The organism is Halomarina halobia (assembly GCF_029338575.1).
Taxonomy (GTDB): domain Archaea; phylum Halobacteriota; class Halobacteria; order Halobacteriales; family Haloarculaceae; genus Halomarina; species Halomarina halobia.
Genome location: NZ_CP119993.1, coordinates 948,285 through 970,536, shown reverse-complemented (window position 1 = coordinate 970,536; position 22,252 = coordinate 948,285). Strand labels below are relative to the sequence as shown.

22 protein-coding genes are annotated in these 22,252 nt (G+C 58.9%); 9 read left to right on the top strand and 13 right to left on the bottom strand.

Annotation, left to right across the window (positions count from 1 at the left end; genetic code table 11):
• The first annotated feature begins 164 nt into the window (after positions 1-164).
• A complete protein-coding gene (locus P1K31_RS19915) occupies positions 165-542 on the top strand; it encodes a helix-turn-helix transcriptional regulator (RefSeq protein ID WP_276306102.1) in 378 nt (125 codons plus the stop codon).
• Between the two features lie 170 nt (positions 543-712).
• Here the strand turns inward: P1K31_RS19915 and P1K31_RS19910 are convergent, their stop codons facing one another.
• The 5 genes from P1K31_RS19910 to P1K31_RS19890 form a co-directional block, all read right to left on the bottom strand.
• Positions 713-2,827 carry a type B DNA-directed DNA polymerase gene (locus P1K31_RS19910; protein ID WP_276306101.1) on the bottom strand — a complete coding sequence of 705 codons (2,115 nt, stop codon included), beginning with the start codon at positions 2,825-2,827 and terminating at the stop codon, positions 713-715.
• Positions 2,811-3,101, bottom strand: coding sequence for a DUF8156 family protein (locus P1K31_RS19905; protein ID WP_276306100.1), 291 nt, complete (start codon positions 3,099-3,101; stop codon positions 2,811-2,813). Before P1K31_RS19905 ends, P1K31_RS19910 begins: the two co-directional genes overlap by 17 nt.
• Positions 3,102-3,104: 3 nt before the next feature.
• Positions 3,105-3,791, bottom strand: coding sequence for a hypothetical protein (locus tag P1K31_RS19900; RefSeq protein WP_276306099.1), 687 nt, complete (start codon positions 3,789-3,791; stop codon positions 3,105-3,107).
• A 353-nt stretch (positions 3,792-4,144) separates the two neighbouring features.
• Positions 4,145-5,335 (bottom strand): flavin-containing monooxygenase, encoded by a 1,191-nt coding sequence (locus P1K31_RS19895; RefSeq protein ID WP_276306098.1) that lies wholly within the window; start codon positions 5,333-5,335, stop codon positions 4,145-4,147.
• 158 nt (positions 5,336-5,493) lie between these two features.
• Positions 5,494-6,306, bottom strand: coding sequence for a helix-turn-helix transcriptional regulator (locus P1K31_RS19890; RefSeq protein ID WP_276306097.1), 813 nt, complete (start codon positions 6,304-6,306; stop codon positions 5,494-5,496).
• 296 nt (positions 6,307-6,602) lie between these two features.
• Between P1K31_RS19890 and P1K31_RS19885 the strand changes: the two genes are divergently transcribed.
• Both P1K31_RS19885 and P1K31_RS19880 read left to right on the top strand, forming a co-directional pair.
• Positions 6,603-6,938: an ArsR/SmtB family transcription factor gene (locus P1K31_RS19885; RefSeq protein ID WP_276306096.1), complete on the top strand. Its 336-nt coding sequence runs from the start codon at positions 6,603-6,605 to the stop codon at positions 6,936-6,938.
• Positions 6,935-7,408 (top strand): SRPBCC domain-containing protein, encoded by a 474-nt coding sequence (locus tag P1K31_RS19880; protein ID WP_276306095.1) that lies wholly within the window; start codon positions 6,935-6,937, stop codon positions 7,406-7,408. The genes P1K31_RS19885 and P1K31_RS19880 overlap by 4 nt, the downstream gene beginning before the upstream one ends.
• Positions 7,409-7,669: 261 nt before the next feature.
• Here the strand turns inward: P1K31_RS19880 and P1K31_RS19875 are convergent, their stop codons facing one another.
• Complete coding sequence (locus P1K31_RS19875) at positions 7,670-8,224, bottom strand: dihydrofolate reductase family protein (protein WP_276306094.1); 555 nt, start codon at positions 8,222-8,224, stop codon at positions 7,670-7,672.
• 163 nt (positions 8,225-8,387) lie between these two features.
• The gene (locus P1K31_RS19870; protein WP_276306093.1) at positions 8,388-8,618 is read right to left on the bottom strand and encodes a hypothetical protein; all 231 of its coding nucleotides are present in this window, start codon (positions 8,616-8,618) and stop codon (positions 8,388-8,390) included.
• Positions 8,619-9,706: 1,088 nt separating this feature from the next.
• Here P1K31_RS19870 and P1K31_RS19865 point away from each other — a divergent pair.
• The 4 genes from P1K31_RS19865 to P1K31_RS19850 all read left to right on the top strand — a co-directional run bounded on the left by P1K31_RS19865 (position 9,707) and on the right by P1K31_RS19850 (position 14,892).
• Entirely contained in the window at positions 9,707-10,258 is a 552-nt protein-coding gene (locus P1K31_RS19865) for a ribbon-helix-helix protein, CopG family (RefSeq protein ID WP_276306744.1), read from the top strand.
• 174 nt (positions 10,259-10,432) lie between these two features.
• Positions 10,433-12,451: a hydantoinase/oxoprolinase family protein gene (locus P1K31_RS19860; RefSeq protein ID WP_276306092.1), complete on the top strand. Its 2,019-nt coding sequence runs from the start codon at positions 10,433-10,435 to the stop codon at positions 12,449-12,451.
• Positions 12,444-14,099, top strand: a complete 1,656-nt coding sequence (locus P1K31_RS19855) for a hydantoinase B/oxoprolinase family protein (RefSeq protein WP_276306091.1) — start codon at positions 12,444-12,446, stop codon at positions 14,097-14,099. Before P1K31_RS19860 ends, P1K31_RS19855 begins: the two co-directional genes overlap by 8 nt.
• Positions 14,100-14,118: 19 nt before the next feature.
• Positions 14,119-14,892: a creatininase family protein gene (locus tag P1K31_RS19850; RefSeq protein WP_276306090.1), complete on the top strand. Its 774-nt coding sequence runs from the start codon at positions 14,119-14,121 to the stop codon at positions 14,890-14,892.
• A 140-nt stretch (positions 14,893-15,032) separates the two neighbouring features.
• Here P1K31_RS19850 and pcp read toward each other — a convergent pair whose 3' ends face one another.
• The 4 genes from pcp to P1K31_RS19830 all read right to left on the bottom strand — a co-directional run bounded on the left by pcp (position 15,033) and on the right by P1K31_RS19830 (position 18,606).
• A complete protein-coding gene (gene pcp, locus P1K31_RS19845) occupies positions 15,033-15,656 on the bottom strand; it encodes a pyroglutamyl-peptidase I (RefSeq protein ID WP_276306089.1) in 624 nt (207 codons plus the stop codon).
• Positions 15,653-16,501 carry an ABC transporter permease gene (locus P1K31_RS19840; protein ID WP_276306088.1) on the bottom strand — a complete coding sequence of 283 codons (849 nt, stop codon included), beginning with the start codon at positions 16,499-16,501 and terminating at the stop codon, positions 15,653-15,655. The genes pcp and P1K31_RS19840 overlap by 4 nt, the downstream gene beginning before the upstream one ends.
• Complete coding sequence (locus tag P1K31_RS19835) at positions 16,502-17,281, bottom strand: ABC transporter permease (RefSeq protein ID WP_276306087.1); 780 nt, start codon at positions 17,279-17,281, stop codon at positions 16,502-16,504.
• A gap of 107 nt (positions 17,282-17,388) precedes the next feature.
• Positions 17,389-18,606: an ABC transporter substrate-binding protein gene (locus P1K31_RS19830; RefSeq protein WP_276306086.1), complete on the bottom strand. Its 1,218-nt coding sequence runs from the start codon at positions 18,604-18,606 to the stop codon at positions 17,389-17,391.
• A gap of 165 nt (positions 18,607-18,771) precedes the next feature.
• Between P1K31_RS19830 and P1K31_RS19825 the strand changes: the two genes are divergently transcribed.
• Complete coding sequence (locus P1K31_RS19825) at positions 18,772-19,845, top strand: ABC transporter ATP-binding protein (RefSeq protein WP_276306085.1); 1,074 nt, start codon at positions 18,772-18,774, stop codon at positions 19,843-19,845.
• Between the two features lie 162 nt (positions 19,846-20,007).
• Entirely contained in the window at positions 20,008-20,214 is a 207-nt protein-coding gene (locus P1K31_RS19820) for a homing endonuclease associated repeat-containing protein (protein ID WP_276306084.1), read from the top strand.
• A 109-nt stretch (positions 20,215-20,323) separates the two neighbouring features.
• Here P1K31_RS19820 and P1K31_RS19815 read toward each other — a convergent pair whose 3' ends face one another.
• Together P1K31_RS19815 and P1K31_RS19810 are read right to left on the bottom strand one after the other, a co-directional pair.
• Entirely contained in the window at positions 20,324-20,623 is a 300-nt protein-coding gene (locus P1K31_RS19815; protein WP_276306083.1) for a PadR family transcriptional regulator, read from the bottom strand.
• Positions 20,624-21,237: 614 nt separating this feature from the next.
• Positions 21,238-21,531 carry a PadR family transcriptional regulator gene (locus P1K31_RS19810; protein ID WP_276306743.1) on the bottom strand — a complete coding sequence of 98 codons (294 nt, stop codon included), beginning with the start codon at positions 21,529-21,531 and terminating at the stop codon, positions 21,238-21,240.
• Positions 21,532-22,252 lie beyond the last annotated feature (721 nt).

The following is a 22,252-nucleotide window of genomic DNA, read 5'->3' as shown; positions in this document are numbered from 1 at the left end:
GAGGTGCCACAGCAGGATCACGAACAGGAGCCGTACGTGATGACACCTCTGGGTGAGGACCACCGACGAACCGATCGTCCAATGCCTTATCAAATGTGATAATATTTCCTCCCGATCTAAATTGAAACGCAGAATTTTAAGTATTGGTACTAGAACGGTGGGGCATGGCTGATTCAGATCCACCAGACGAGACCGGATCTGCTGGCGGGAACCCCCCGAGCGCCAGTTCGGTTGATTTCTCGACGTATAATCTGCCGACAGACCTCACGGCCTTTCAGATCAACTTACTCTGTCTCATCTATCGATTTGGACCAGTGGCGGGCGTGACTCTTCAGAACGCGCTTGAGGAGCTCTATCCAGAGGACATCAATCACGGGCGATTGTATCCGAGTCTCGATCGCATGGTCGACTCTGGGTTAGCCAGTAAACAGACGAAGGAAAGCGATAAGCGCCGGAAGGAATACGACCTCACTGGTCGGGGGGAGTGGGTTGCTGAGGAGTATCTTCGGTTCGTTCGTAAGACGATCGTTCACGATAGCTGAAACAGCTAGCTAAGCTCTCTTTTATGAGATAATAGGAGACTACATGGATTCAGTAGACAGTACGTGATCGACCGGCGGTCGACACCCGTTCCCCATCGATCCATGCTCCAGCGTCAGCACAGCTGATGAGGCGGCCGTCGTTCGTGCCCGCCAATACTCTAGTCAGTACATCACCTGTACGTATCAAGCGTTTTGTCGTCATACTCCGCGAGAAAGCGGGAGATGCGATCGCGTCGCCAGCCGATGGGCGAGAAGACGCTCTCAGCCGCCCGAACGAGCAGGTCGCGATAGAACTCTACATCATACTCCTCGGGGTCTTCATGGATGAGCGCAACACGATCGCGGCCACTCGCGTCGTCGTCGAGTACCACGTACGTAACCGATTGGCCGGGCGAGTACTCGATTCCCTTCTGGGCCGCTCTGTCAAGTGCCGCCACCGACCGCGTCGCCTGGGTGTACTCCTCACGGAATTTCGACACTCGCGTTGTTATCGCCAGCTGGTCGGCCGGAATGAGTCCAGCCTGGAGTCGGCCGAGATGTGTCCGAAGCCGATCACAGACCGCTTCCGGCGATCGTGATCGATCGAACGTTCGGATGAGATCGCGTTGGACGGCGGCGACGAAGGGGGGTGTCGAGCGCTGGCGGCACTCGATCCCTCGATACTTGAACGCCTCGTCTGACTTGGCTGGCACACCCGCTCGTCGACCGAAGTAGTGGGTAAGCGTGCCCGCCTCTGAATCACGGAACGGACAGAACGCGATCCAGTCGTAGGCGGTCTCGTATTCGAGTCGAATCCCCACCTCCTCGGTAATTGCGTCGACGAGCGTGGCCAGTGGTTCTGGCTCCCGGTCCGGACTGGGCGTCACCCAGAGACTGTCGACGATGCCGTGAACGACGTGCCACCCGCCGGCTTCGAGACGCTCTTTGGCCGTCAGCGGGATCTCTCGCGCGTACGCGTTGATCGCCTCGTGACACTCGATCCGACCGAATTTCGCATTACTGAACCCCTGGTAGCCGAAACACGAGACGAGAATCCACTTGATCGCCGCCGACCGCCCGTCGAGAGCTGCTTTACGCTTTGCATCATCTGTCTCCGCCAGTTCCCGTTTCATCGCATCACGATCCGCGATGAGCGGTGCGAGGACGTCCGGCAGGTATCCTCGCTCGTCACAGATTGCATACCCGAGTTCGGGAACGTCCTCGCGTTCCTCGTGGCAGGCACACCGAATTGTCTCCGGCGAGACGTTCCGCGTGACGATGATGTTCGGATAGAGCGAGGAGAAGTCGAGTTCGTGAACGTCCTCGTGAACGCCGACCTCGGGGGCGAAGGTGAACCCGCCGCGGTCGGCGGCGTGCAGCTGGCGCATCGTCTTGAACTGCTCCGGCCGCCACGCCCGCCACGGCACGAGCACGTTCTGTGAGAGCGCTTCGCGGATCTGAATCGCCGTCAGGACGTTCCCGATCGACGCCCACGCGAGTTCCTGCAGGGGTTTTCGCGAGCGCCCGACGAGATCGAGTAAGCCCTCGAGGTTCGTTTCCCGCCAGAAAAACGCGTTCGACTCGTCGATGATCACCCGACCAGGAAGGTTATATCGCGCGGGCGAGTGACCAACGCGGCCGTAGGATTCGTACGTTGAACGCCCGGCGAGCTGTTGTATCCCGGGGAGCCGGCCGAGCTGGTAGTCTGCACGGCCAGCCAGCCGAGCCTCCTCGAAGAGCACCGGGAAGAGGTCGCTCGTCGAAACCACCAGCACATCTGGATCCCGCTTGAGCACGTACGCTTTGAGGGTTTCGGCGATGGTGAGGACGTCACCCTCCAGCGGGTCGCCGTCGACCGTCAGCGAGAGGTGATCCTCGCCGAGTGAGTGCGGTGGGACGTCGATCGTACAACGCGTCAGTGGAGCCTGCGGCGTTGGGTCTGAGTCCGTTTCCAGGCAGTAGCGGAACTCGCGAGAAAAATCCACGTTAAACAGTCGGAACTCGCCGGGCTCACCCCATCCTCGGATCGTGGTCGCCGTCTCCTGCACTGCCGATAGTGAGTCGAGATCGAGGCGTAAGACCGGTTCTGGTTCGTAACGGAAGCCGCGGCGCCACTGCTCGACGTCCGTCGCGACAACCCCCGGGAGGGTGCGGAGGTACTCGTGGATGGATCCAAGCGCGGACTGTGTGGTTCCGGCGACGTAGATCGTCGGGTGATACTGCTCGTGGCGGTCAGAAACGGCACCGGCATCCGTCTTCGACCAGACGTGCACCCCATCGTCGAGGTAGTCAATCGTGAACGGCATCGACGGACGTCGAGGGCTCGTCGGCTTCGAGATCGCTCAGTCGGGCTTCGAGATCGTCGAGACGGTGCTCCTGTTCCAGATCGACCGAGAACAGCAGCGGAAAGAGTGGCTCGCTTGAGTTGAGGTAGCCACTCGCATTGGCGTGTTGACGCGCGTACTCGAAGAGCTGATCGAACAGGGATTGATCCACCTGCCGGAGCGCTCGTCGATAGGCCTGCCAGCGATCCTCGTACGCCCGAAGGAGATCCCGGAACGTGGGATTAGTACGACCCATGGCTCACCCCCACCCCACTACCGCTGGCTGCCGTGTCTTCCCTGCATAAGCGGTCGCATGGCGCGTCTGAAGAACGCGCTCCCAGAACGCGAGCGTCGTCTGCAGATACCCGCGATCAGGATAGACGAGCGTTTCGAATCCGTCGGCCGTGAATCGCGGCCCGAACTGCGTCTGTTCACAGTGGATGGTCTCGACGGCAGCGCTCGTGATTGGTGCGCTCAATTCGTCGGCCTGCTGGCGCGTCACGAGAACGGGGACGTCGTACTCGCGCGCGAGCCCGGCCAGTCGCGCGAGCGTCTTCAGCAGCATCGTCTCCCCCTCGCCCCGGTGGAGTTCATCAGCGCGATACTGTCCGTCGAGCGCCGGGCACACGAGGAGTGTAAGCTCCTCACCGCCTGTCTCGGCGAGATGTTCGCATAGGTAGTTGACGAGCTGGTAGTGTTGCCCCGGCGTGAAGCCCCGGGCGACGTGAATCCGATCGAGGAAGCGATCACTCGGTGCCAAGCGTGTCAGTACAGAGGTCGTCGCGTGGCCGTGCGAATCGACCCAGTAGGCGCACCCCTCGTTCAGGAGTAGGTGATCGACGACGAGTGACTGTAACGGCCCGACGATCTCGTCCTCAGTGTCAAGTAATTGAATCCCCGACCCCAGTGCTGGCAGGTCAGGGCCGCCAGTTGTGTTGTGTCGCATGGGTCGCTAGTCATCAGTGGCTCGGATAAGCGACGGCGTGTCGCTTCCAGAGCTTCCAGATACCGCTGCAGTCGTACACCAGCGCTACTGTCGAACGCCTCTTAGCGGCAGAGAGATCGGGCTAAGCAAGTAATTTCAGACGTCAGCAGGACGTCGTGACGACAGGGTTTCCAGATACGTTTCCACGGCCTTGTTGAAACCCTCAACAACTGATACGAGTCGTGTGCAAGATGCAGCGGGCGTATCGCTCACCGCGGGTGATCTAGCTCCACGGTAGGATGAGTCAGACCGCGTGAGATGGCAACGTTCGCGAGACTAGCCGTTCTCAGACTCAGGACCGACATCGAACTCGACTACGACTGCTGTAGGAGTCCATCCGCCGATCCGGTATAGCTCGGACGAGGCGGCTGCTGCCGTGTCCTCAGCGTCAGGTGGTCGACGACGTACTCTGCATCCCTGCCGACGCCGGTGAACAGCCCTGACGTCATCGCGTACAGGAAGAATAGGCCGACGAAGTACAGTCCCGGCTCGTCCGGGACGACGCCGCGCACGTGGACGGGCTCCTTGGGCTGTTCCTTCCCGTCGAAGATCGGAAGGTCTATCCACGAAAAGTCAGGGCGGAAGCCAGTGCACCAGATGACGTTTTCGACGTCGAGAACGTCGTCGTCTCCGACGACGGGGCGACCGTCGCGGACGCCGGTCGTGCGAGGCACCCGTTCGACGCCGGCCGCGGCCAGGTCACTCGGCTTCGTGCGCACCAGCGGGCCGCCCTGTGAGAGCACCTTCGGGCGGATACGGCGCCCGATCGGCGTCCCCGTCGTGAAGATCCGGTGAAAGAGCACGCGCATCACGAACGGGACCCCAAGGTGACGGCCGACCCACGAGTCGATGTGGAACGGCACGTGGCCGACGTCCCGGCCTGACAGCCACGTCTCGTGTCCGTCGGCGACAGGGCGAGACGCTCCGCGTCTCGCTTGCAGCCGGCGCGAAGCGCCGGCGACGTCGAGGGCGATCTCGGCACCGGAGTTGCCCGCACCGACGACGAGCACGCCCCCATCTTGGAGCTGATCGGGGTTGCGGTAGCCGCTCGTGTGCAGCTGGACGATGTCGTCGGAGAGCTTCGATGCGAAATCCGGGACCTTCGGGACTTGATAGCTCGCCATCGCCACGACGACGTTGTCCGCCTCGAACCGCCGATCGCCGGCGCTCACGAGGAAGCCATCGCCGCTCCGTTCTAGCCCGTCCACGCGGACGCCGAGTTCGACGGGTAGGTCGAACCGCTGGGCGTAGGTCTCCAGGTAGTCGGCCACCTCGTCCTTCGTGGGGAAGGCGTACGGTGAGCCCGGAACGTCCATCCCTGGCAGGCTCGAGTAGCGAGCGGGCGTGAATACCCGGAGGGAGTCCCAGCGGGCCCGCCATGCGTCGCCGACGCGGTCGCCCGCGTCGAGGATGACGAAGTCCTGGTCGTGCTGCTGCAGGTAGTACCCGGTCGCCAGTCCGGCCTGGCCGCCGCCGATGACGACGGTGTTGTGTCGTTCGATCATGGTTCGTTCCTCGGCAAGCGTACGCGCCGGAAGGAAGTGATGATGCCGCGTGCAGAATTTCACGCCTTGAAATCTCGGGCATGACGGGTCCCTGCTACGCCAGAGGCAATCGGCAGACCGGTTTGCCAGTCCGACGGCGGCGGTCGTCGCCAGGGGTGTTACGACGGTGCACGGGATTCGAAGGCGGCGGGGTCTACCGGGGTCGCCTCCGCGCGAACCTGCTCGAAGACCGAGATGGCCCAGTCACGGGCCTCCGAGGCGTCGGTGTCGATGACCGCCACGAGCGCCCCGGTCTCGGCGTCATGGCAGCAGATTCCGGCCCGGTCGTCCACGATGCCGAGGCCGCAGCGGTCGCCGTCGGGGAGGTGGTCGTGGACGAGGACGGTCGCGTTCTCGCAGGCGGCGACCTCTATGATTCGGTCCGGATTCCAGGCAAACATCCCCTCCAGGGCCTCGGGCGTGAACACGTACTCGAACGTCATTTCCTCGAGGACCGCGCCACAGGCTGTCTCGAGGTTGCTCGACTTGTAGACGATGTTGTCGAACCCGCGCAATGACGAGGTCGACGCGATGAGCTGGCCGAGCCGCTCGACGGGCTCGTAGGGGTACCCTGGCCCGGGGTAGGAGACCACCGCGTCGGCGAAGAGGTCGACGGAGAAGCCCGGCATCTCGACCGGCAGCCACTGCCAGACGTCGCGGAGCTTCTCTTCGATTTCCATCGCGTCCCGGAGAGCCAGGAACCGGTCGGTGACGTACTCGCCGAGGGGGGTCAGCCCGTACGTGGGGCCGTCCCTAACGAGCCACCGACGCTCTTCGAAGTCGGCGAGCACCCGTCCGACGGTTGGCGAGGAGGCGCCGGTGGCCTCACACAGCTCTCGACGGTCGGCCGGTCCATCGCGCAACACTTCGAGGACGCCGACGCGGTGGGCCGACGTGGCCAGGAACTGGATGTTGTCGATTCCCACAGTCATATTCGGTGTAGGGAGGCGAGGAGCTTAGCGTTTCTACCGTGGGAATAGACAGGGTCAATGATGCAGATCCATCCCATCATACTGATAGAATAGGCCTGCTGATTCGAGGAGATATATTCACCACAGAGATTGACGGAACGGGTCGATCGGTCACCTCGCCAGTGGTAGAGCGGTAGCCCAGGGGCCTCAAACTGGACCACGAGGGATGCTGGCTCGTCGATCCTTCTCAAGGTCCTGGGCCCGACGTACCTTACTTAAGCAAATGCTTAAGTACTCTGCCCACAATAGTTTAGAAGATGCTTAAGCATCCTGACGTTGATCTGGACGCAGTCTTCGCCGCGCTCTCCCACCCCACCCGGCGCTCGATCATCGAGCAACTCGCCGAGGGTGAACAGAGCGTGAGCGAACTGGCCGAGCCTCACGACGTCAGCCTGTCGGCGATCAGCCAACACCTGCGCGTGCTGGAGGACGCCGGACTGCTCCGGCAGACCCACGAAGGTCGGGTGCGCAGGTGCGCGCTCCAGGGCAAGCCCCTGTCCGAAGCCTTCTCCTGGATCGTCCAGTACCGGATCTTCTGGGAGGACACGCTGGAGGCCATCGCGCAACAAGTCGAAAGAGACGATCAGTCATGAGCAACCAAACAGACGAACCGGAGACGGGAAGCATCGAAGTGAGCCGCGTAATCGATGCGCCGGCCGAGCGCATCTACAACGCGTTTCTGGACGCAGACGCCCTGGCGAAGTTCTCCCCACCGGCGGGCTACACCGCCACGTACGACCACGCCGACGGTGAGGTCGGTGGAACGTACCGCGGGACCTTCACCTCGATCGACAAGAGCGACGAGCACAGTTTCGGTGGCGAGTACGTGGAACTGGTGCCCCACGAGCGCATCGTCCAGACAGACGAATTCGAGACGGATGCACCCGAGATGCAGAGCGAGATGACCGTGACCATCACTCTCGAAGAGGTTGAGGGGGGGACCGAGGTGACCGTGCGCCAGGAGGGCATCCCCAAGCCGATCCCCGAAGAAGACGCCGCGACGGGCTGGGGCATGTCCCTGGAGAACCTCGCCCGGCTGGTGGAGGTCCCGAAGGCGGAGTAAGGCGGTCGCCGCCGCCCGGGCTACGGGCTTCACGCCGCAGCCTCCGTTGCTGACTGGCAGCCCACCCATCTATATCACGAATCAGCGGGGAGTCGCCACCCTGCGTTAACTACGCGGATATGCATTACAGCAATTCGGCCGTGTTGAAATCATCAATCAGTGATATGTTTCAGCGGTCGTGGTGAATATAGAGCGCGTATCGTGCACGGACAAGTTAGCGAACCTGGTGGTAACTACACCCGCGTACATATCGAAGACGCGTTATTCCATCCCTGCTGGCCGGTACGTGAGAGAGACAACGCCTGTACTGAATATCTGGGAATCCACTAAATCGAGGTCCACCCGCTCACTACCGTCCCCAAAGAGGCGCTTGCCACTTCCCACGAGCAAGGGGTGAACCAATATCATGAGCTCGTCGAGGAGACCATCGCTAAGCAACGATCGGACGAGAGCACCACTGCCGAGTATCGTGAAATCCTGATCTGACCGCTGTTTCAACTGAGTGATCTCTTCTACGATATTCCCGTTGATGAGTGTCGAATTGTTCCACTCGAGCGGTTCTTCCAGAGTCGTCGAAACAACGAACTTAGAGACGATATTAATGTAGTCCGCCATCGGGTCACCCTCCGGTTGGTTGGGCCAGTGGGAGACGAGGTCCTCGTACGTTATTCGTCCCAGCAATAACGCACCCGAATCAGTCATCATCGATGCACTTGCTTCCGCGATCTCGTCATTGTGAAAGGCGGACGCCCACTCTTCGGGCGTCTCCATGACGCCATCCGCCGATATCAACTCCCACGCAGTAATTTTGCCCATGTCTCCTAGTCTGGGCAAGGGAAAATAAACATGATACAGTTCAATCAATCCGCCTCGTTATCACCCTCCGCTGTGGAAAGCACTCTACTGAATATATCCTCTGTATGCAGCACGTCTGTTCGAGCCGATCACCGCTTGAGGGGTTCAACAGAGCCGTTTCCACCTACTCGCGGCGCTCGACGACGTAGGTCCGATCCCGACTCGTGCCGGTGATCGTGATGAGGTTGTACTGGGCGAGTTTCTGGAGGTAGTTCCGCACAGTGCGATCAGTCTTCGGCTCGTCGACGCGTTCCTGGTAGGCGGCGTACAGATCGGCCGGTTCGAGTTCACCCTCCTCGGCCAGGATGTCGTAGAGTGCGCGCTGGTGGGGCGTGAGCGTCTCGATACTCGTCACTCAGATGAATCCAACTTCGCTTCTCCGCTCTCCTGTTGCTCTTTATCTCAGCAAGTGGCGAAGACGATATGTGGCCCTCTACTCAGTGCTCGCACCAATACACCTCTGAACACGAATTCTTCTCAAGTGGTGAGACGGAGGAGCAGGAGCATTACAAGTCCCGAAGCAATGAGTACAGACCACGCACTAAACCCAGGCCCGTTTGCGACTGTCTGACCGCTATCATTCGGGGTGAAGGCGGTGACGTGTCTGGCTCGTCAGACGCCGGAGGCGTAGCAGGCGTCGCCGAGTTCGATCCTTCTCCCCTTCCTCGTTGCCGTCGTTAGTCGGCGTCTCTGAGGGAGATTCTGGAGGTTCGGACGGGTTCTCCGTCAAGAACGGGTCGAAGTGGACGTTCGACTCGTTGGGGTCGCCATCGACCCGACCACTAATTGGATTCCCGCTACTGTTTGCCAGCCTCCCCGTCACAGGATCAGCATAGTAGTGATCAGGCGTGTCGGTATTGCTCGACGGGCCATCGCTTGCCCCCCAGTAATTGTGCGTCGCATTGACTGGCGTATCTGGCTCGTCATCGCGGAAGAAGGGAATCCACGCCCCAATCCCGACAGCGTTCCCGGCGATGACACTGTGGTGGACTGTCGCGCTGCCAATGGCAATCGAAACGCGGGGGAGGGACGATGGCATTACGTCCACTATCTCAACAACCAGAAATTGTTATTGAAAACATATTTCTAATGTCTGACGTAATCACTTGGCGGGTAAATCTACAGAATATTATAGTATCATCTAATTTAGACCGGTTCTAATGGATAAATGATACCTGCGCACCAGAGAGAGTACTACCCTGGATACTATTCTACGGTATGTTGACGTGTAGTCACCTAGTAAACGCAAGCTAGGCTGTCGGTGGAGAGTGATATTATGCGAGTTCATATACTACTATTCGAGAGTTATCCGTGGTACCAGTGTACGCCTCCGAAACGGGCCGCTCGTAAAGCTGACGCTCTCTTTGATGACTGATCGGGGTTTCTATCAACAGCACGTCATCCTTACGATGCAGTATTATGTTCGAAGCGGCTAAGGAAGATATGGTTAGCGACCGCCTCACGGTCTCCCTTGACAAAGATTCGCGGGAGGCGCTCGACGATCTCGTGAGTCAGACGGGACAAGGACAGAGCGAACTTGTACGGCAAGCACTGCTCTTCTATGCAGCGAACTTTCAGGCTGCGAATACAGCTACAAGCACGAACCTGCAACAGTACCACAAGATGCTTTCGAGCGGAGAACACGTCCTACTCGACATCGATTTCCTTCACGGATTGCTCGACTACGTCGAGGTCTCGGCTGGAGAACCCGATCCAGAATTTGCCAAAGTCATCGATCGCGTCGCCGAGTACCATGCAGAGGAGTATCGCTCGCGGTTCTCGACACTCAGCGAGCTACTGGACTGGCTCTCGGTCTGTGGCTTTTTGAAGGTCAGGCAGGCCGATACGAACACCTACCACGTAGTATTCCCAACGGAGAAGATCAAATGGTTTATGACGAAGTTCATCCAGCAGAGTACGGCGAAACTCCCGTTCGAGATCGAAATCGCACAGGGTGTTTCGAAGGTCATCGTTACCGAACACAGAACTAGGTAGTCCGACTCCTCGAACAGCACACCTTCATACGGGTTCATATCCGCGAAGGGTGGGTTCTTAATCACCATTTTAGCGGTTCGTTGCTCACTGAGTGACAATGATTGCACCGCGGATGGGCGACCGGCCACTATTGATCGTGTATCGACACCCGATGGAATCACATGGGGTGTTGCAATGATCGAGGCCAAGATAGGTGTTGACGTTGGTGGAACCTTCACCGACGTCACACTCGTCGTTGAGGGGGATTTGATCACGGCGAAGGTTCCAACCACAACTGACCAGAGTAAGGGTGTCATGGATGGTGTCGAGAAGGCATGTCGGAAGGCTAACACCGAACCTGCCGATATCGGGGAATTCACGCATGCAATGACCGTCTCAACGAATGCACTTTTGGAAGGAAACGGTGCGAAGACAGCGCTCGTCACGACTGCTGGATTCCGTGACGTACTCGAAATTGGCCGTCAGTCACGACCTGATCTCTACGACCTCGATGCCGAGAAGCCGACGCCGCTGGTGCCACGGCGGCGTCGGTTCGAACTCGCAGAACGGACCACAACCGACGGTGTCGAACGGTCCATCGACCAGTCAGAACTTAACGAACTTGCGGTCGACCTCGGAGATAGCGACATTGAGAGCCTAGCGATCTCGTTCCTCCACGCGTATGCATCACCGGAGAACGAGCAGACCGCTGTCGAAATGCTCCGCAAGCGTCTAGACATCCCAGTCTCGGCTTCCCATGAGGTCCTCGCCGAGTTCAGAGAGTACGAGCGCACGTCGACTACGGTGATCGACGCTTACGTAACTCCAGCGATCGACGCATATCTCAGCCAGCTGGAGCGGCGCGCGACGGCCGTGGGTATGCCACAGCCGCGTATCATGCAGTCAAACGGCGGCATCGCTGATGCCAAGACGGTACGCCAACACGCCGTGACAACGGCGCTCTCAGGCCCAGCAGCAGGTGTTGTCGGCGCGAACCGGACCGCATCGAGCGTCACCAATACTTACGATCTCGAGGGCCTCGTTACGTTCGACATGGGTGGCACGTCGAGCGACGTCAGTCTCATCCGCGACGGATGCATCGAGCGAACGACGGATACGTCCATCGGCGGGCACCCCATCCGCGTTCCCGTCGTTGACATCAACACTGTCGGCTCCGGCGGTGGCAGCATCGCCTGGGTCGACGCCGGGGGCGCGCTCCGGGTAGGGCCCGACTCAGCCGGCGCAGAGCCCGGTCCGGCGAGTTACGGCAAGGGTGGTGAGGAGCCGACCGTCACAGACGCAAACGTCGTTCTGGGCTACATCGGCGAGAGCACTTCGCTCGGCGGCGAACTCTCGCTCGACAAGGCAGCGGCTGACGCTGCACTGGTGAACCTTGCGGCCGAAGCCGACATCGATACGGCGCTCGATGCAGCCGCCGGCGTCTATCAGGTGGCGAACGCGAAGATGACGCGTGCAATCCGTGCCGTGACCGTCGAACGGGGATTCGATCCACGGAACTTCGGACTGGTGGCGTTCGGTGGTGCTGGTCCACTCCACGCGGCAGCGCTCGCCGAACAGCTCGATATTACGACCATCGTCGTTCCGCTTCCGAGTGGCGTTCTCTCGGCGTACGGCCTCCTCGCTGCCGATGAAAAGTACGACTCTGTACGGACCTACCGGTCCCCCCTCTCGGAAGTCGATCCGGTCGATGTCGACCGCGTATACGAAACGCTCGTCGAGGATACGCTGACGGAGGTCGATGTAGCAGACAGAGCCACGGCGACGGTCGAGCGAGTCGCGGATCTTCGGTACCACGGACAGAGCTTTGAGCTGCAGGTTCGAGTCGACGACTCGTTCGACGCGAAGACGATTCGGGATCGATTTCATGCTGCCCATGAACGCGCCTACGGCTACCATCTCGACGAGGAGATCTACCTCGTGAACCTGCGGACGACGGCGACAGTCGAACGACAGACACCACCTACGACGTTTTCTGCTGACGAGCAGACGATTGAGACTGCACGCGAGGCGTACTTTGAGGGCGAGTGCTACGAAACGCCGGTGTACGACCGAGAGACGCTCCCGGTTGGTAGCGAGATCGTCGGCCCGGCAATCCTGGAGCAATCCGAGAGTACGACGGTCCTCAAACCCGGTTGGATCGGTACGGTTCAGCCTGACGGGACCCTCGTTATGGAGGTGAACGGGGATGAGTGAATGCATCGACCCCGTCTTGCTCGAAATCCTCCGGAACCAACTCGAGAGCGTCGCCGAAGAGATGGGGCAGGTCCTCATCCGAAGCGCCTACTCGCCGAACATCAAAGAGCGTCAGGACTGCTCGACCGCCCTGTTCGACGCGGATGGTCTGATGGTCGCCCAGGCTGAGCACATCCCTGTCCACCTTGGCGCGATGCCGCAGGCCGTCGAAGCAGTCCGTGGACGCAACCCGCAATCCGGTGACGCGTTCCTCCTCAATGATCCGTTCGCGGGCGGCACACACCTGCCGGACATCACTATCGTCTCGCCAGTTGCGCCCCGTGGCGAGATTCTGGGGTACGCCGTGACGCGTGCCCATCACGCCGACGTTGGTGGGATGACGCCCGGCAGTATGCCTGCTGATTCGACCGAGATATACCAAGAAGGTGTTCGGTTGCCGGGTGTACGCTTGCGGGCTGCCGGGAAGACAAATACGGATGTCCTCGAATTACTGCTGGCGAACGTCAGAAACAGTGCCGAACGGCGTGCCGATATCCAGGCGCAACTCGCGGCAAATGATCGCGCTGAGACGAGACTCGGTGATCTGCTCGACGAACATGGTGAGGTGCGCGTACTCGAGGCGTTCGACGCTGTGGTAGCGTACTCCCGAACACGTATAGAGACCGAGATCGAATCGTTTCCGGACGGCACGTACACCGCACGAGAAGTTCTTGAGGGCGACGGTGTCACCGAGGCGGACATTCCAATCGAAGCTCGGGTGACTGTGGATGGGCCGTCGATAACGGTGGATTTCGAGGGGACTGCGCCGCAAGTCGCGGGGAACATGAACGCGCCTCTCGCGGTGGCCAAGAGTGCCGTCTACTTTGTCGTACGAAGCGTGACTGATCCGAGTATTCCGCCAAATCACGGCTGTTATCAGCCCGTCACCGTGACGGCGCCCGAGGGTACCGTGCTGAATCCTCGCCCCCCAGCAGCAGTCGTCGGTGGGAACGTCGAAACCAGCCAACGGGTAATGGACGCGGTCTTCGCTGCGTTCGCCGAAGCAGTTCCCGACCGCATCCCCGCACAGAGTCAGGGGACGATGAACAACGTCATCATTGGAACCCGTGACGGCGAAGGCTTCACGTACTACGAGACGATCGGCGGCGGATTCGGCGCTCGCTCCTCGAAAGATGGAATGGACGGCGTCCAGGTCGGGATGACGAACACGCTCAATACCCCGATCGAGGCGCTTGAAAACGAGTATCCACTCCGGATTGATACGTACGCCCTACGGACAGACAGCGGTGGTGTTGGTACTTATCGAGGCGGTCTCGGTCTGGTCCGCGAAATAACCGTACTGACCGACGCGGTCGTCTCGTTGCTCACCGAACGGCGGCGTCATGCTCCCCGTGGTATGGTAGGTGGCGAAGCCGGTGCCAAAGGTGAGAATTACATCGGGAATAAATCCGTTTCGGCGAAGACAACCGTAGACGTGCCCGCCGGAACGACCATCACTATCTGTACCCCCGGTGGAGGTGGATATGGCGATCCAGCGAACCGGTCGCAGGATGCCCGACTCGAAGATAATCGCGATGGGAAGATCGTAGACCCAGAAGCGACGATGACGACCCGCAATTCGACCACTAAGGAAACCTATGACAACTAACGATCGCGGTTCGGTTTGGATGCAAGACCTCACCTGGCAGGACGTCGACCAATACATCGAGGACCACGACAGCCCGGTAGTGCTGGTTCCGATCGGCTCGACCGAACAACACGGTCCGCACCTCCCGCTCGGCGTCGATGCCTATCAGGCGCTTGACCTAGCCGAGGGTATCGCTGAGACTGCAAACGTCCTGACGACCCCTCCGATCTGGTTCGGTGACGCCGCTCACCACCTCGGCTTTCCGGGTACGATCTCGCTGTCCACGGAAACCGTCGTTGCACTCCTCACAGATGTCTACGACAGTCTCGCCCTCCACGGGTTCGAGAACATCATCACCATCAACGGGCACCGCGTCGCGAACCTTCCGGCCATCGAGACCGCGACGAAGCAGGCCACCGAAGCTCATCCAGAATCCCACTTTGCCATCGTCGATCCGCTCAGGATCGGAGTACAGGTCCATGAACGCCTCCGAGATGGAGGAGCCGAAGATGGTATGCACGGCGGTGAGTTCGAAACGTCGTTCATGCAAGCCAAACATCCGGAGCTGGTCAAAGAGAAAGCGTTCGTCCGTGAAACTCACAAAGGCTTCTCGCGGTTCCACTCAAACAACCTCATTGATCTCGACGACACCGTCTTGTCTCCGAGCACGCGTCGTCGCCCGGAAGAGGGGTATCTTGGACACGTCGGTGATCCGACGAAGGCCAGTCCAAAGAAGGGCGAACAGATCTATGACACCGTCGTCGAGAACACAGTGACGTACATCGAGGAGCTTCTCGCATCGCAGGAGGGTTAACCCGCTTCGCGTCGATTTCGAGGACGAGAGTGCCTTCCTTATACAGGCACGGTAGGGATAATGGCCGTCTCACTGGAAGTTCGAAGTCGGTCAGTTCGGCACGGCAGGCGTGAGGCGGTTAGGATCACTCTATGCGTCCGTTACTCGTGGGTCGTCGCGAGGTAGCGAAGCATGGTTTCGATCCCAGTCCGCATCGTCTCGAACTGCATGCTCGGATCGTCGGTCCCGCGTCGAGCGACCTGTTCGTGTGAGAACGGAGTGTGGACGAATCCCGATCTAATCGAGAGGCCGTTCGTCTCTATATGATGGCGGGTCGCGTAGAGGATGTTGTTACAGAGGTGTGTACCGGCGGTGTTCGAGATGCGAGCCGGCACGCCAACTGCCTGCAGCTCTTCGACGAGCTCGCGGACTGGGAGCGTTGCGAAGTACGCGTCCGGCCCCTCAAGATCCACGGGTTGGTCGACCGGTTCGGCCCCCGTGTTGTCCGGCACACCATCGTAATCGCGGACGTTGATGCCCACACGCTCGACCGTGAGCACGGCGCGCCCCGGCATCAATCCCGTCGAAAGTACTGCAACCGGCTCGTGTTCTTCGAGATAGCCGCGGAGAGCAGGGAGGGCATCGTCGAAGACGACGGGGAGTTCACGTCCGACGACCGTCGCTTCTCCTGTTTTGGTTCCGTCGAGCGCCTCAACCAACCGACTCGTGGGGTTCGTCTCGTACTCTCCGAACGGTTCGTATCCAGTGAGTAGAAGCGTCGTCATGGCGTGTCTTCCTCCTGTGTTTGGATGACCAAGTAGCCGACGACTACCAAAAGCACGATCGAAACCACGATCGTCACCCCGGAAATCGCGTATACAGTCGGGTCAAGCCCGAGGTTCTGGACGCGTCCCCAGATATACGTCGGCAGGGTGTCGGTTGCACTTCGCACAAAGACGGTTCGCGAGAACTCGTTGAACGAGAGTGTGAACGAAAATATAGCCGCACCGAGTAGTCCTGGCTGGATGTGCGGGAGTTCGATGTCGAGGAACGCGCGGATCTCGTTCGCACCGAGATCGTAGGCAGCCTCCTTCAGATGTGGATTAAACGAGGCCATGCTGGTGAGAATGATAATGTACGCAAACGGGAACGTCCAGAGGACGTGTGCGACGAGCATCGTCCAGCGCGAGAGCTCCACGGAAAGCAGCTTGAAGTAGACCGCTAACCCGAGACCGACGCTGGTCCCGGGCATGAATACTGGAAGGAGAAAAAACCCGATGACGGCACTCTTGCGGGCGACGTTGCGCGTCCCGGCAGCCGCGAGAAACGCGAGCGGTGTCGTCACGGCGGCCGTCAACAACCCGAGAGTAATCGACTGGCGTAGTGCCGCGATAAGCGCCTGGTTATTCAGGATGTCCGTATACCATCTGAGACTCGGGTTTAACGGAATTCGTGCCAAACCGGCAGGGTTGAGTGAAACCGGCAGGAGATACAGCAACGGAAGCAGCAACACGAAGATGACAAGTGCAGTATACATAGCGAAGAGGTTATCGACGGTCTTCTCTGAGAGGTCCGGTAGCGACTCCCACCGAGATCGACTGACGCTCACGGATTCGGTCGTGTCCGCCATTTAGTATCCACCTCCAAGCGTGATCATTTCCTCAAGATCGAAGAAGTACACCCACAATCCGAGCAACACCAACATCGTGACGATCGATATCGTGCTAATCGCGGCGGCGAGCGGATAGTTGAGTACCCCCAACACACTCGTGATGGCCGTGCCGATCGTGCTGAACCCACCGCCGCCCAACAGCACTGGAATTGCCGTCGAGCCGAAGGCCGTGACGAACACGAAGATGCTCGCCGCGAATACGCCAGGGAACGACAGGGGCAGAGTGATGCGACGGAACGTAGTGAGTGGGTGCGCTCCGAGGTCCGCGCTCGCCTCCAGCAATGAGTCACTGATGCTCCGAAGCGAGAGCCACACGGGGAAGATGACGAACGGAATAGTGGCTGTCACGAGTCCGATGATGACGGCTCCCTCGGAAAACAGTAACTGGTCGATTGGTCGACTGATGACCCCACTTGCCATTAGTATCTGGTTGATCGGACCGTTTCGACCCAAGAGGAAACGCCACGCGAACGTACGGACGATGCTGCTAATGATAAACGGGAGGACGAACACGAAGAGAATCGGGAACGCCACGTTTTCATCGAGTTTGCGGGCGAGGTAGTACGCGACGGGATAGCCGACTCCGAGCGCACCGACGACAGTTATAACACTGAGCTTGAGACTTCGAAGATAGATGTCGACGCGGCCGGTTTCGAAAAACGCTCGATACGCTTCAAGGGTGAATCCTGGCTGCATCCAGAAATCCACGCGAGGCCAGAATCCCCACAGGAACGTCATTACGAGCGGCACGACGAAGAATAGGCCAAGAAAGACGACTACCGGCAGCAGTTGGGCATAGGGAGCGTTATGTCGAGTGATAACATTCATGCTTAATAACACACTAGCTAGGCATTCCGAAGGCGCTGCCAGTGTCGTTCGTAGGCTTCGCGGTTATCGGGCCATCGTTGTTGCCAGGATCCGCCGACCTCCTGAAACTTTGCTTTGACGCCCTCGTGAATCTCCTCGATCTCCGAAGCGTCAAACTCATCGTCGTTCTTCGCGTATTCAATTGCTGCTGGATTAGTCATATATCCCGTCTGTGCCGTTATCTTGGCGCCATACCAGCCATCGAGTTGCCAGTCGACGAAGCTGTATACGAGGTCTTCGTGGCTATCCGACCACTCCTCCTGGGGGTTGATGAGGTAATCGACCATTGCCCACAGGAGATACCCCTCATCAGGAATGCCGTACTCGGCCTTTATCCCCTTATCGCGAAGCGAGAACACCACGGGCTCCCAGGTGTCCATGACGACGACCTCTTTCTCGGCCATGAGGTTGACGGCTGTCTGGAATCCACTCCACATCGTCCGGAACTGACCGTCTTTTTTCTGCTCAATGAGGAAGTCAACCACCGACGCAAACTCGGCCTCGGTCATGTTCCGCGGATTGTCGATATCGGCCTTTCCCGTCGCCTTCAGGTACATCGCCGTCTTTTGACCCGCGGTCGTGTAGTTGTCCTCGATAGCGGTCCTGCCCTTGAACTCCTCGTCGAACAGTGCGCCGTAGGATGTAATTTCTCTACCGGTTTCATTAGGGAGATACGCTACCGAATCACCTTGCCAAACGATAGGAATTCCATAGATATCACCGCCGTGACTTATGAAATCCCTTCCCTGGTCGGTCTGCCAGTAATCGTACTGGCGGTCCCAATTCTTCAGCTTATCAGTCTTGATGGGTTGAATGAGTTCCTGGGATGCCAGTGGCGGCTGAATTCCGCCGACCGGTGCTATGAGGTCATATAGCTGCCGGCCACCTCCTGCAAGGAGCGTGCTAAGCAGGTCCCCCGGTGAATTTCCGATAGTAACAAAATTGACGTTTGCGCCGTGCTGCTTCTTGAAATTTGCCCAGTCACCGGCGTTAACTGTCGCGATTCCACCATAGTTCACTGTTCCGCCCCCTGATTGCGCGTCAGCACCGTCCGACGGCGTACTCTGCGTCGAGTTCCCCGATCCGTTACCTGCAGGTTCGTTACTGAAACAGCCGGCCAGCCCAGCTGTTGCCATCGCCGCCAGTGTGCTCGTCCCCTTCAAATAGGTTCGTCGGGGTATGCTATCCGGTGACATTACTGGCATATGAGCCAAATCGTTAGATAAAGGTTGTTATGAATGCTTCACCAGTCCGCTTACAAGCGTTATGAAAACCTCACACGGCAGATTTGCTTCTGGGCAGTTGTGTACTACTATAATAAATAGGTATAACTACGAGAGTGGTCAACGCGACGCAAGAGCATGAGTAGCGTTATTGACTTGGATGGGGTTCAAAAGGAATTCGCGGACGTAACCGCCGTCAAGGACGTCGATCTCCAGATTGAAGACGGCGAATTCTTCACGCTTCTTGGGCCATCTGGATCGGGAAAGACAACTGTTCTCCGGATGGTCGCCGGATTCGAGCAGCCAACCGAGGGCACCATTCGCCTCGCTGGAACAGACGTCACCGACAAACCACCTTACGACCGAGCCGTTCATACTGTCTTTCAGGACTACGCACTGTTCCCACATATGACCGTTCACGAGAATATCGCGTATGGCCTCGAACTCCAGGGGGTCAGCGCGGGCGAGATTGACCGACGCGTGACGGAGTTACTCGACCTCGTGTCACTTGCTGGCCTCGGCGGCCGGTCTATTGACGAACTCTCCGGCGGCCAACAACAGCGCGTCGCCCTCGCTCGAGCGCTCGCGGTCAAACCGAAAGTGCTTCTCCTCGATGAACCGCTCGGCGCGCTTGACGAGAAACTCCGACGCGAGATGCAGGTAGAACTGAAAGACATCCAGGAGACCCTCGGAACGACGTTCCTGTACGTGACGCACGACCAGGAGGAGGCACTGAGTATGAGCGATCGTCTCGCCGTTCTTGAGGCGGGCAACGTCATTCAAGTCGGTCCTCCCGAAGAAGTATACGAACACCCCCGGACAGCGTTCATCGCGGAGTTTTTCCGAGGATCGAATATCTTCACTGGAGAAATAACGAGCAGCGACGAAAGGATGGTTACCCTCTCGTTCGCTGGGATCGAAATCGTCGTTTACACGGAACCAGACCGCTCGCTCGCAGTGGGTGAAAACGTGACGTTCTTTGTCCGGTCGGAGAACATCGTTGCGGGGGATGGCCGCTCAAACGCTGTGGACGGCGAGATCACGAATATCGTGTATCGCGGTAGTGTCACTGACTACACTGTTCGGATCGACGCTGATCACGAGTTTGTCGCCTCGCTTGGTGATGAACGCTTTAGTAAGGGCGATAAACTTACACTCAGCTGGGCACCAAGCGATGCTATTATCCTTCACGACGAGCCTACACAGTGCTGACCGAGCAATCTTGAGTAATATCATGGACGATTACATTAACGTTTTCCTTGCGCTCTCACCGCGTGTGTAGCGTCTTATAGCAGGCTTATATCACCTCCCGGGTCGTTCATTCCATGTAGCCACTACGTATTTCTATTGTCCACCCACTACGGAACGTACGTGATGGCCCTGACGACGCTCGACCTGTTCATCGACCTCAAACGCCTTGAAAACGAGTTAGGCCGGCTGCCGCGGGCGAACGACGTGGTGCGTGATGGCGCCCACAGCGTCAATACCTACTACAAACGCTTTGATGGCAACTGGCGGCGCGTCGAAACAGCCTATCGGCACTGGCGTGAGACTGGCCGACTGCCCGCTGATGCACCGTAAACGGCACGCTGATCGTGGCCGCACGTCTCTAAATGGCGGCGACATTCGCCCCGACCAGATACTCGAGAGTCATCACGACGGGCCGTCAACCAATCCGTTCCGGTCTCTGTTACTGTTCGAGTGCGCGCAGCGCGCCGACATCGATGTACTGGTCTATCCACGCGGCGCGGTCGGCGAGTTCACGCCGCCCACGTCGCGTGATCGTATACTCGTTGGTGCGGCGGTCTTTCTGGGATTTCTCGACGAGGCCTTTCTCGACGAGGACATCGAGATTGGGATATAAGCGCCCGTGGTGGATCTCCCGTTCATAATACGTTTCGAGGTCGTCCTTGATCGCGAGGCCATGGGGTTCGTCGAGGCCGGCAGTCACGTATAACAGATCACGTTGAAACCCAGTCAGATCGTACATTACATCACTGAAGAGTCTCCTTTTCGACGTAAAGATATGGGTGGTGATCGGTCACACCACGAGGACGAAGGTCACCTGACACTACATGGTAATGACCGCAACAGCGCCGGTCGTAGTGACTCGGCTCTCTCTCTAACCATCGCGACGGCTCCCTCGCTGCGATGGCTATGAATGTACGTAGCCAGTCACTGGCTCGTTCCGACTAGCTATCGTTGGCCTCTCTTTACTGTTCGAGAAGCATGGCGATGCTTCGGTCCAATGCACTTCATCGCCGGACACAGGTGGGGCGAGAGGGAGCGTCACAGCACATCGTGGGGATACTGGGAACGCCGCCCCCTCCGGATCCGAATTGCAACAGCCCCATTCCCACGTCTTCCTCCTCGTAGTTAGGCGGTTCTAATCGAATCGAGAGTGTATTTACTGGAATAAAAGTAGGTGTCCGTGAGGGTTACGTCACGGACGGTGGCTTCGGGGGGGAATCGCCAGCCAGTCGCAACCGGCGTTAGACACTCGCCAGCACTCACTACTGAGAGCGATAGAGTCACCGCTGTGACTCCCTGTCGGCCGCGAGCGAATCCGTTCATGCCCTCTCTTGGCAGACGATGAGCGGCTGGTTATGTCGGGGCGGCTGCTTCAAAGGGCAGGTAGTTATCTTCCCACTCGTGGCGCTCGACGAGGGCCTCTCGGCCGTTCTCGGAGAGCGCATACCAGTTGGTGCGCCGATCGATCTGGCCTTTGTCGACGTAGCCCTGATTCACGAGCGTATCGAGGTTGGGATACAAGCGGCCATGCGTGATCTCGCGGCCAGTATGGGCCTCCAACTCAGCTTTGATCTCCTGTCCCGACGGCTGGTCGAAGCCCGCGATCACGTACAGCAAGTCGCGCTGGAACCCGGTCAGCTCAAACAGTGTCATGTGCACTCACACGCCCCTAGTGTTGAGACGAGGATATTGTTAAGCAGGTGATACAGAGTCACCCAGATCGTTGCCCCGCACAACGATCACAAGCGTCTCGCTCTCACACCAGACATCAACGAAGAGATTCTATGACCGGTGTATGACGAGTACTAACCGGAGCCTCCTCTGCTCCGAATGATCACTCAACGAGGACTCATTGGTGGTAAGATGATATTTCACGGCGACTGTGCCGTGTTACGTGCCGACGCAGGAGCGGAGGGCACGTCGACAGCCCCCATCGGGGAGCCGCGATCGGGGTGAGTCAATGACCGGGCGCGGGGAGCACCGTAGCATGACGGACTCCGAGCGAGTGTGGGGACCAGCCGTCGACTCCCTCGGGTCATGCTAAGTGATCGAGACGGCTCGTATCGGCGGCCGTCCGATCGCTGACTGCCGACGCCTGCCGTTTCGCCCCCCTTGGCATCTGCTTTGTGGTCAGTGAAATAGACATTGCACGTATCACACGACAGCTCCAGACGCCGGATGGCTCGTAATCCAGTCAGGAAATCATTCACAAATGCGTCGAAAGTATTTACTCGAAATAAATGCGACACCATCGACACCGGCCGTGTCTGAGACGTGGCGCTAGACAAGATATGCGCCACGGCGACACGTCGGGCACAGCGTTACGAGGTGAATCAGCTAGTAGCCTCCAGTCGAGAATCGACGCGGT

Excerpts from the sequence above, each read along its gene's own strand:
- P1K31_RS19915 (WP_276306102.1), top strand. The coding sequence starts at position 165 with ATGGCTGATTCAGATCCACCAGACGAGACCGGATCTGCTGGCGGGAAC.
- P1K31_RS19910 (WP_276306101.1), bottom strand. The coding sequence starts at position 2,827 with ATGCCGTTCACGATTGACTACCTCGACGATGGGGTGCACGTCTGGTCG.
- P1K31_RS19905 (WP_276306100.1), bottom strand. The coding sequence starts at position 3,101 with ATGGGTCGTACTAATCCCACGTTCCGGGATCTCCTTCGGGCGTACGAG.
- P1K31_RS19900 (WP_276306099.1), bottom strand. The coding sequence starts at position 3,791 with ATGCGACACAACACAACTGGCGGCCCTGACCTGCCAGCACTGGGGTCG.
- P1K31_RS19895 (WP_276306098.1), bottom strand. The coding sequence starts at position 5,335 with ATGATCGAACGACACAACACCGTCGTCATCGGCGGCGGCCAGGCCGGA.
- P1K31_RS19890 (WP_276306097.1), bottom strand. The coding sequence starts at position 6,306 with ATGACTGTGGGAATCGACAACATCCAGTTCCTGGCCACGTCGGCCCAC.
- P1K31_RS19885 (WP_276306096.1), top strand. The coding sequence starts at position 6,603 with ATGCTTAAGCATCCTGACGTTGATCTGGACGCAGTCTTCGCCGCGCTC.
- P1K31_RS19880 (WP_276306095.1), top strand. The coding sequence starts at position 6,935 with ATGAGCAACCAAACAGACGAACCGGAGACGGGAAGCATCGAAGTGAGC.
- P1K31_RS19875 (WP_276306094.1), bottom strand. The coding sequence starts at position 8,224 with ATGGGCAAAATTACTGCGTGGGAGTTGATATCGGCGGATGGCGTCATG.
- P1K31_RS19865 (WP_276306744.1), top strand. The coding sequence starts at position 9,707 with ATGGTTAGCGACCGCCTCACGGTCTCCCTTGACAAAGATTCGCGGGAG.
- P1K31_RS19860 (WP_276306092.1), top strand. The coding sequence starts at position 10,433 with ATGATCGAGGCCAAGATAGGTGTTGACGTTGGTGGAACCTTCACCGAC.
- P1K31_RS19855 (WP_276306091.1), top strand. The coding sequence starts at position 12,444 with ATGAGTGAATGCATCGACCCCGTCTTGCTCGAAATCCTCCGGAACCAA.
- P1K31_RS19850 (WP_276306090.1), top strand. The coding sequence starts at position 14,119 with ATGCAAGACCTCACCTGGCAGGACGTCGACCAATACATCGAGGACCAC.
- pcp (WP_276306089.1), bottom strand. The coding sequence starts at position 15,656 with ATGACGACGCTTCTACTCACTGGATACGAACCGTTCGGAGAGTACGAG.
- P1K31_RS19840 (WP_276306088.1), bottom strand. The coding sequence starts at position 16,501 with ATGGCGGACACGACCGAATCCGTGAGCGTCAGTCGATCTCGGTGGGAG.
- P1K31_RS19835 (WP_276306087.1), bottom strand. The coding sequence starts at position 17,281 with ATGACGTTCCTGTGGGGATTCTGGCCTCGCGTGGATTTCTGGATGCAG.
- P1K31_RS19830 (WP_276306086.1), bottom strand. The coding sequence starts at position 18,606 with ATGTCACCGGATAGCATACCCCGACGAACCTATTTGAAGGGGACGAGC.
- P1K31_RS19825 (WP_276306085.1), top strand. The coding sequence starts at position 18,772 with ATGAGTAGCGTTATTGACTTGGATGGGGTTCAAAAGGAATTCGCGGAC.
- P1K31_RS19820 (WP_276306084.1), top strand. The coding sequence starts at position 20,008 with ATGGCCCTGACGACGCTCGACCTGTTCATCGACCTCAAACGCCTTGAA.
- P1K31_RS19815 (WP_276306083.1), bottom strand. The coding sequence starts at position 20,623 with ATGTACGATCTGACTGGGTTTCAACGTGATCTGTTATACGTGACTGCC.